The following is an 8,255-nucleotide window of genomic DNA, read 5'->3' on the forward strand; positions in this document are numbered from 1 at the left end:
CCGTGTAAACCCCTGATCCGACAAGGCTTACAGGTTCGTTACCGCAGGGTTTCGGTGACGCTTGGAAAGATTTACCGGCCGCCGTTGACGTGATCGCCGACGTTCGCGCCGAACACGCGCTCGCGCAGCAGCGCAAGTTGGTCGCGGGTCGCGGCGGCCTTCTCGAACTCGAGATTCTTCGCGTAGTCGGCCATCTGCTTCTCGAGGCGCTTGATTTCCTTGGCGAGTTGCTTTTCCGACATGTCCTCGAATTTCGCGCGCTGCTGCGCTTCCTTCAGCTCGGCGCGTGCCTCGTCCGCGTTGTAGACGCCATCGATGATGTCCTTGATGCGCTTCACGACACCGCGCGGCGTAATGCCCATCTTTTCGTTGTGCGCGATCTGCTTCGCACGGCGCCGCTCGGTCTCGCCGATCGCGCGCTTCATCGACTCGGTCATGTTGTCCGCGTAGAGGATCGCCTTGCCGTTCACGTTCCGCGCCGCGCGGCCGATCGTCTGGATCAGCGAGCGCTCCGCGCGCAGGAAGCCCTCCTTGTCCGCGTCGAGGATCGCGACGAGCGACACCTCGGGAATGTCGAGCCCTTCCCGCAGCAGGTTGATCCCGACCAGCACGTCGAACGTGCCGAGCCGCAGGTCGCGGATGATCTCGACGCGCTCGACCGTGTCGATGTCGCTGTGCAGGTAACGCACCTTGACCCCGTGGTCGGCCAGAAACTCGGTGAGCTGCTCGGCCATGCGCTTCGTCAGCACGGTGATCAGCACGCGCTCCTCGGCCTTCACGCGCGCGTTGATCTCGGCCAGCACGTCGTCGACCTGCGAGCTCGCCGGCCGCACTTCGATTTCCGGATCGACCAGGCCCGTCGGCCGCACGACCTGTTCGGCGATCTGCCCGGTCACGCTCTTCTCGTAGTCAGCCGGCGTGGCCGACACGAACACGACCTGGCGCATCTTGCGTTCGAACTCGGGGAATTTGAGCGGCCGGTTGTCCAGCGCCGACGGCAGCCGGAACCCGTAGTTGACGAGGTTTTCCTTGCGCGCGCGGTCGCCGTTGTACATGCCGTTCAACTGGCCGATCAGCACGTGCGATTCGTCGAGCAGCATCAGCGCATCGGGCGGCAGGTAGTCAACGAGGGTCGGCGGCGGATCGCCGGGCGCCGCGCCCGAGAAATGCCGCGAGTAGTTCTCGATGCCCTTGCAGAAGCCGAGCTCCTGCAGCATCTCTAGATCGAAGCGCGTACGCTGCTCGAGGCGCTGCGCCTCGACGAGCTTGCCGTCGCTGTGAAAGAACTCGAGCCGCTCGCGCAGTTCGTCCTTGATCGTCTCGACCGCGCGCATCACAGTGTCGCGCGGCGTCACGTAGTGCGACGACGGATACACGGTGAAGCGCGGGATCTTCTGCCGCACGCGCCCCGTCAGCGGGTCGAACAGCTGCAGCGTCTCGACCTCGTCGTCGAACAGTTCGACGCGCACGGCCAGCTCCGCGTGTTCGGCCGGGAAGATGTCGATCGTATCGCCGCGCACGCGGAACGTGCCGCGCTGGAAATCCTGCTCGTTGCGCGTGTACTGCATCGCGATCAGCCGCGCGATCACGTCGCGCTGGCCGAGCTTGTCGCCGGCGCGCAGCGTCAGGATCATCTGGTGGTATTCGGACGGATTGCCGATACCGTAGATTGCCGACACCGTCGCGACGATCACGACATCGCGGCGCTCCATCAGGCTCTTCGTCGCCGACAGCCGCATCTGCTCGATGTGCTCGTTGATCGACGAATCCTTCTCGATGAACAGGTCGCGCTGCGGCACGTACGCTTCAGGCTGGTAATAGTCGTAGTACGAGACGAAGTACTCGACCGCGTTGCGCGGGAAGAACTCGCGAAATTCCGAGTAGAGCTGCGCGGCGAGCGTCTTGTTCGGCGCGAACACGATCGCCGGGCGGCCGAGTCGCGCGATCGTGTTCGCCATCGTGAAGGTCTTGCCCGAGCCCGTCACGCCGAGCAGCGTCTGGAACGAGAGACCATCCTCGACCCCTTCGACGAGCGTCTGGATCGCGGTCGGCTGGTCGCCTGCGGGCGGATACGGTTGATACAGCTGGAACGGCGACCCTTCGAAGGTCACGAATTTCGATTCGTCGAGCGCGTCGCCGGTTTCGGCTTTATGTTCGGACATGGAATGCGGCCGGAGCGAGGGCAAAGAAAGCATTCTAGCGCTTCGCGGCCTCGCGAACTGCTGTCGGCTCCTGACGCGCGACGGCCGCCCGAAATCGCGCTCCCCGGCCGAATTTCGCCGCCGAAACGCCGCCCCCGCCTGCGTGAATTCGCTACAATGTTAGGCTGCTGCGCTTTCCGGCGTCGTGCCTGCCAGCGCGCGGTTCATCCACCGCGCCCGCCCCGCCCGTTGAAAGCCTGACCCTCTTTTCACTACTGCCGAATCATCATGTCGCTCTTCTCCGCTGTCCAGCTTGCTCCCCGCGACCCGATCCTGGGCCTGAACGAAGCCTTCAACGCCGATACGCGTCCGACCAAGGTCAACCTCGGCGTCGGTGTGTACACGAACGAAGAAGGCAAGATTCCGCTGCTGCGCGCGGTTCGTGAAGCAGAGAAGGCGCGTGTCGAGGCCGGCCTGCCCCGCGGCTACCTGCCGATCGACGGCATCGCCGCCTACGATGCGGCCGTGCAGAAGCTGCTGCTCGGCAACGACTCGCCGCTGATCGCAGCAGGTCGCGTGGTCACGGCCCAGGCACTGGGCGGCACGGGTGCGCTGAAGATCGGCGCCGATTTCCTGCGCACCGTGAACCCGAACGTGAAGGTCGCGATCAGCGATCCGAGCTGGGAAAACCACCGCGCGCTGTTCGAAGCAGCCGGTTTCGAAGTCGTTGCGTACCCGTATTACGACGCTGCCACCAACGGCGTGAACTTCGAAGGCATGCTGTCGGCACTGAACGGCTACGCAGCAGGGACGGTCGTCGTGCTGCACGCGTGCTGCCACAACCCGACCGGCGTGGACCTGACCGAAGCGCAATGGCAACAGATCGTCGACGTCGTGAAGGCGCGCAACCTCGTGCCGTTCCTCGACATGGCCTACCAGGGTTTCGGCGAGAACATCGAGGCCGATGCTGCTGCCGTGCGCCTGTTTGCCGCAGCTGACCTGAACGCATTCGTGTCGTCGTCGTTCTCAAAGTCGTTCTCGCTGTACGGCGAGCGCGTCGGCGCACTGTCGATCATCACGTCGAGCAAGGAAGAAGCGACGCGCGTGCTGTCGCAACTGAAGCGCGTGATCCGCACGAACTACTCGAACCCGCCGACCCATGGCGGCGCCGTGGTCGCGGCAGTGCTCGCTTCGCCGGAACTGCACGCTTCGTGGGTGCAGGAACTCGGTGAAATGCGCGATCGCATTCGCGCAATGCGCAATGGTCTCGTCGAGCGCCTGAAGGCAAGCGGTGTCGATCGCGACTTCAGCTTCATCAACGAGCAGCGCGGGATGTTCTCGTATTCGGGCCTGACCTCGGCGCAAGTCGATCGCCTGCGCGACGAGTTCGGCATCTACGCAGTCGGCACGGGCCGGATCTGCGTCGCAGCACTGAACACGCGCAACCTCGACGCGGTCGCCAATGCGGTCGCAGCCGTCCTGAAGTAATGCGGCTCGAGCAGGCGGCAGCCGTCATCGGCCCCGCCCTGCCAAAATGAAAAACGCGCTCCGTGGAGCGCGTTTTTTTATGCCATTCGCCAGCGGGCAGCGACCCCGCCCGCATCCGCATCACTGCATGAACCAGCCGTGGCTGACGACGACCGACTGGCCCGTGAGCGCGGCGCTCGGGAAGGCCGACAGGAACAGCACCGTCTGCGCGACGTCCTGAACAGTCGTGAACACGCCGTCGACCGTATTGCCGAGCATCACCTTCTTCACCACTTCCTCTTCGCTGATCCCGAGCTCCTTCGCCTGCTCCGGAATCTGCTTGTCGACCAGCGGCGTGCGCACGAAGCCCGGACACACGACGTGCGAACGCACGTTGTGCTTCGCGCCTTCCTTCGCCAGCACGCGCGCCAGGCCGAGCAGGCCGTGCTTGGCCGTCACGTACGCCGACTTCAGCGGTGACGCTTCGTGCGAGTGCACCGAACCCATGTAGATCACGACACCGCCGCGATCGTCCTTGTACATGTGCTTGAGGGCGGCCTTGGTCGTCAGGAACGCGCCGTCGACGTGGATCGCCTGCATCTTCTTCCAGTCGGAGAACGCGTAGTTCTCGATCGGGTTGACGATCTGGATGCCCGCGTTCGACACGAGGATGTCGACCGAGCCGAACGTCTCGGCCACCTTGTCGATACCGCTGTTCACGGCGTCCTCGTTCGTCACGTCCATCGCGACGCCGATCGCCTTGCCGCCCGCCTTGACGATCTCGTCGGCGACCGCGTTCGCGCCGTCCTGGTTCAGGTCGGCGATCGCGACGGCCGCGCCCGCTTTCGCGAGCTCGAGTGCGATTTCTTTGCCGATGCCGCTCGCGGCGCCCGTGACGACTGCGGTCTTGCCGTTCAGATGTGCTGCCATGTCCGTCTCCTCCCGTTGTCGGATCGATAAAACACGCGCCCGCCGAATCCGCTACCGTCGCGTGATCGTGCTGGCGGGCCAGCCGTCATTGTGCACGATCGGCCCCGCCGTTCGCGCGCAAAACGTCTAAGCTTAAGGTCGGTTCTGTCACGCAGGAGATTCGCATGCACTATCGACGGCTAGGCCGCTCCGGCCTGCAGATCAGCGAGCTTTCGCTCGGTTCGTGGGTGACGTACGGCAACCAGGTCGACCAGCGGGTCGCGCGCGAATGCCTGGCTGCGGCGCGCGACGCGGGCGTCAATTTCTTCGACAACGCCGAGGTCTACGCCGGCGGCAAGTCCGAGGAAATCATGGGCCACGCGTTCAAGGCGCTCGACTGGCCGCGCATCAGCTACATCGTGTCCACGAAATTCTTCTGGGGGCTCGCCGAAGCGCCGAATCAATATCACACGCTGAACCGGAAATACCTGCTGAACGCCATCGACGGCTCGCTGCGCCGGCTGCAACTCGACTATGTCGACCTCGTCTATTGCCATCGCCCCGACCCGAACACGCCGATCGAGGAAACCGTCTGGGCGATGAGCGACATGATCGTGCGCGGCAAGGCCCTGTACTGGGGCACGTCGGAATGGAGTGCCGACGAGATCCGTGCTGCGTGCGAGATCGCCGAGCGGCATCACCTGCACAAGCCGGTCGTCGAGCAGCCGCAGTACAACCTGTTCCACCGCACGCGGGTCGAACAGGAATATGCGCGGCTCTACGAAGACTACGGTCTCGGCCTCACGACCTGGAGCCCGCTGGCATCGGGCCTGCTCACCGGCAAGTACCGTAACGGCGTGCCGCCCGGCAGCCGCGCACAGTTGCAGGGTTACGACTGGATGCGCGACCGCCTGACCAATCCGGCCGCCAACGACATCGTCGAACGGCTCGGCGCAATTGCAGCCGAGCTCGGCTGCAGCACGGCCCAGCTCGCGATCGCGTGGGTACTCGCAAATCCGCGTGTGAGTTCAGTCATCACGGGCGCGTCGCGGATCGAGCAGATCAGTGACAACATGCGCGCGCTCGACGTTGCCGTGAAGCTGACGCCGGATGTGAAGCAACGCATCGAGGAGGTGGTCGGCGACGCGTACGAGTAAGGCGATGCGCGACCACTCGCGTACAATAGCGGCCCGCATCGGCGCTTGGCCTGACGGCCGCGCACGATCGATCGCTTTCATCGATTCACCTTTCGTTTCAGGCAGCCCGCCATGCTCAGTTATCGTCACGGTTTTCACGCAGGCAACCACGCGGATGTGCTCAAGCACGCCGTCGTCGTCCAGCTGCTGCGCTACCTGAACAAGAAGGACAAGTCTTACTGGTACATCGACACGCATGCAGGTGCCGGCGTGTACTCGCTGCGCGACGGCTACGCGGCGAAGACGTCGGAATTCGACACCGGCATCGGCCGGCTGTGGAACGAAAAGAACCTGCCGGAGGCGCTGGGCGACTATGTGGATGAAGTGCGCGCGCTGAACGACGACGGTGAACTGCGCTTCTACCCGGGTTCCCCTTACATCGCATGGCGATCGATGCGCGAGCAGGACCGCATGCGCCTGTTCGAAATGCACACGACAGAAATCGACGTGCTGCGCCACAATTTTCGCGATGCAGGGCGACGCGCGATGATCTTCGCCGGCGACGGCTTCGAAGGCATCAAGGCGCTGCTGCCGCCGCCGCCGCGACGCGCACTCGTGCTGATCGACCCGTCCTACGAGGACAAGAAGGATTACGCGCGCACAGTGGCTTGCGTGACGGAGTGTCTGAAGCGATTCGCGACGGGATGCTATGCAGTCTGGTACCCGCAGGTGACCCGGACGGAATCGCAGCGTTTTCCCGAGCAGTTGAAGCGCCTGCAACCGAACAACTGGCTGCACCTGACACTGACGGTGTCGAATCCGCCGACTGACGGGTTGGGTCTCTACGGCAGCGGGATGTTCATTCTGAATCCGCCGTATACGCTCGCCCAGAGCATGAACGAGGCACTGCCCTACCTGGTCGAGATGCTCGGACAGGATAGCGGCGCCCGCTGCCAGATCGAGCACCGCGGAAACTGATCGGGCGACGGGCCGTTACGGCTGAGGTCTCGGCGCGAGCCTCGGCTGGTTGGCCGGCTGCCCACCCCATGCGGGGACATTGATATACGGCGCGACGAACAGCGGAACCGACGTGTTCGGCGCCTGCCCGGCCGGAGCCCGCATCCCTGCGGGCTCGACGATCGGCTCGGAAGACAACGGTGCCGTTTGCAGCACCAGCCCGCCCTTGCCGTCCTGGATACCGCGTTGCGTATCGAGAATCAGCGGCTTGGACGGCGTCGCGGCAACAGCCGCGAGTCCGTGGACAAGCACCGCCGCCCCCAGAACGAGACGCGCGCGGGCACTTCGACGCACATCGAGACGCAAACGCATGATCGTGTCCTTCAGGATGAAAAGCAGGTGCATACCATAGCGCTGCACTGACGATTGCGCCAGATCCGGCGCACAAAAAGACAAAGCCCCGTCAAATACGGGGCTTGCTTATCGTTCGGTGCCACGTGGCACCTGACGGCGACTCCGATTACAGCGAGTAGCCGTTGATTTCCAGCGAGCGAATGCGGCTCTCGAGCTGGACGATGTCCGACGACGTGGCAAGGTAGGCCTCACGGCGTTCACGTTCTGCGGATTCGAACCAGTTGCTCAGCTTTTCGACGATGTAGGCGATCATGACATTCTCCAAGGAAGGGGGACCCCTGGTGAATCGGTGTTCAGGGATTTCCCGTATAGGGTTATCCCGAATTATAGCGATGCCGCACCAAGATGCTAGTGAAATACTTGCATGGAAACCATTCCTAATCGGAATGGCTGGCCGCCAACATCGCATAACCCATTGATTTTTATGAAAATCGAGTCGAGGCCTGATTTGGACGTCGAGTGGGCGCACTAATTTGGTTCATCGACAGGGTCGGACAGACGCGCCAATATCGGGCATTCGGGCCGCCCGTCACCATGACAGTGCGCAGCAAGATCGGCCAGTGTGTCGCGCATGTCGCTCAGCTCGGCGATGCGCTTGTCGAGTTCGGCCACATGCTCGAGGGCAATCGACTTCACTTCGGCGCTCGCGCGGGAACGGTCTTGCCAGAGCATCAGCAGCTTGCGGATGTCCTCGACGAGAAAGCCAAGGCGTCGCGCCTGACGGATGAAGCGCAGGATATGGATCTCGTCTGCGCCGTAGATCCGGTAGCCGGCATCAGTACGCTTGCTTGGCGCAAGCAGACCGACCTGTTCGTAGTACCGGATCATCTTTGCGCTGACTCCGGATTCGCGCGACGCGTCGCCGATATTCATTCCCGCCCTCTCCATCAAGCCCTGGTTTCGAACATGAACGTCGACGTGTGCAATCGCCGACGGCACGTCGATCGTATCAAATCGTGTGATTTCGTTCCCGGGGTGAGGATTGACTGCAGGATGGCAGCTGATTGATCTGGCGGATGTGCCGTCGGGATGTGATGGATGGAGCGCTCTTCTCTTCACCATCCATGCATGCATTTCCGCCGCTGAAATGCAAAAACCCCCGCCTTTCGGGCGGGGGTTCTTGGCTTAGGGAGCCTGACGATTACCTACTTTCACACGGGAATCCGCACTATCATCGGCGTAGAGTCGTTTCACGGTCCTGTTCGGGATGGGAAGGGGTGGGACCGACTCG

At 63.2% G+C, this 8,255-nt stretch carries 8 protein-coding genes; 3 read left to right on the forward strand and 5 right to left on the reverse strand.

The annotated features are described in order from the left end of the window. Positions 1-71: 71 nt before the first annotated feature. Positions 72-2,162, reverse strand: a complete 2,091-nt coding sequence (uvrB, locus tag F3J15_RS27180) for an excinuclease ABC subunit UvrB (RefSeq protein ID WP_089484321.1) — start codon at positions 2,160-2,162, stop codon at positions 72-74. A 267-nt stretch (positions 2,163-2,429) separates the two neighbouring features. On the opposite strand from uvrB, the gene F3J15_RS27185 reads away from it, so the two are divergent. Continuing rightward, on the forward strand, positions 2,430-3,629 hold the full coding sequence (locus tag F3J15_RS27185) for an amino acid aminotransferase (RefSeq protein WP_089446015.1): 1,200 nt from the start codon (positions 2,430-2,432) through the stop codon (positions 3,627-3,629). A gap of 120 nt (positions 3,630-3,749) precedes the next feature. Here F3J15_RS27185 and F3J15_RS27190 read toward each other — a convergent pair whose 3' ends face one another. Beyond that, the gene (locus F3J15_RS27190) at positions 3,750-4,538 is read right to left on the reverse strand and encodes a 3-hydroxybutyrate dehydrogenase (RefSeq protein ID WP_089446016.1); all 789 of its coding nucleotides are present in this window, start codon (positions 4,536-4,538) and stop codon (positions 3,750-3,752) included. Positions 4,539-4,702: 164 nt separating this feature from the next. Between F3J15_RS27190 and F3J15_RS27195 the strand changes: the two genes are divergently transcribed. Continuing rightward, positions 4,703-5,674 carry an aldo/keto reductase gene (locus F3J15_RS27195; RefSeq protein ID WP_166895099.1) on the forward strand — a complete coding sequence of 324 codons (972 nt, stop codon included), beginning with the start codon at positions 4,703-4,705 and terminating at the stop codon, positions 5,672-5,674. A 111-nt stretch (positions 5,675-5,785) separates the two neighbouring features. Further along, positions 5,786-6,631: a 23S rRNA (adenine(2030)-N(6))-methyltransferase RlmJ gene (gene rlmJ, locus F3J15_RS27200; protein WP_069248449.1), complete on the forward strand. Its 846-nt coding sequence runs from the start codon at positions 5,786-5,788 to the stop codon at positions 6,629-6,631. Positions 6,632-6,646: 15 nt separating this feature from the next. Here the strand turns inward: rlmJ and F3J15_RS27205 are convergent, their stop codons facing one another. The 3 genes from F3J15_RS27205 to cueR form a co-directional block, all read right to left on the reverse strand. After that, positions 6,647-7,015, reverse strand: a complete 369-nt coding sequence (locus F3J15_RS27205; RefSeq protein ID WP_174945519.1) for a hypothetical protein — start codon at positions 7,013-7,015, stop codon at positions 6,647-6,649. A 115-nt stretch (positions 7,016-7,130) separates the two neighbouring features. Further along, positions 7,131-7,277, reverse strand: a complete 147-nt coding sequence (locus F3J15_RS27210; protein ID WP_166895101.1) for a DUF3563 family protein — start codon at positions 7,275-7,277, stop codon at positions 7,131-7,133. Between the two features lie 215 nt (positions 7,278-7,492). Continuing rightward, positions 7,493-7,897 carry a Cu(I)-responsive transcriptional regulator gene (gene cueR / locus F3J15_RS27215; protein ID WP_069248450.1) on the reverse strand — a complete coding sequence of 135 codons (405 nt, stop codon included), beginning with the start codon at positions 7,895-7,897 and terminating at the stop codon, positions 7,493-7,495. Positions 7,898-8,255 lie beyond the last annotated feature (358 nt).

Source organism: Burkholderia sp. Ap-955 (assembly GCF_011753045.1).
GTDB lineage: Bacteria > Pseudomonadota > Gammaproteobacteria > Burkholderiales > Burkholderiaceae > Burkholderia > Burkholderia lata_D.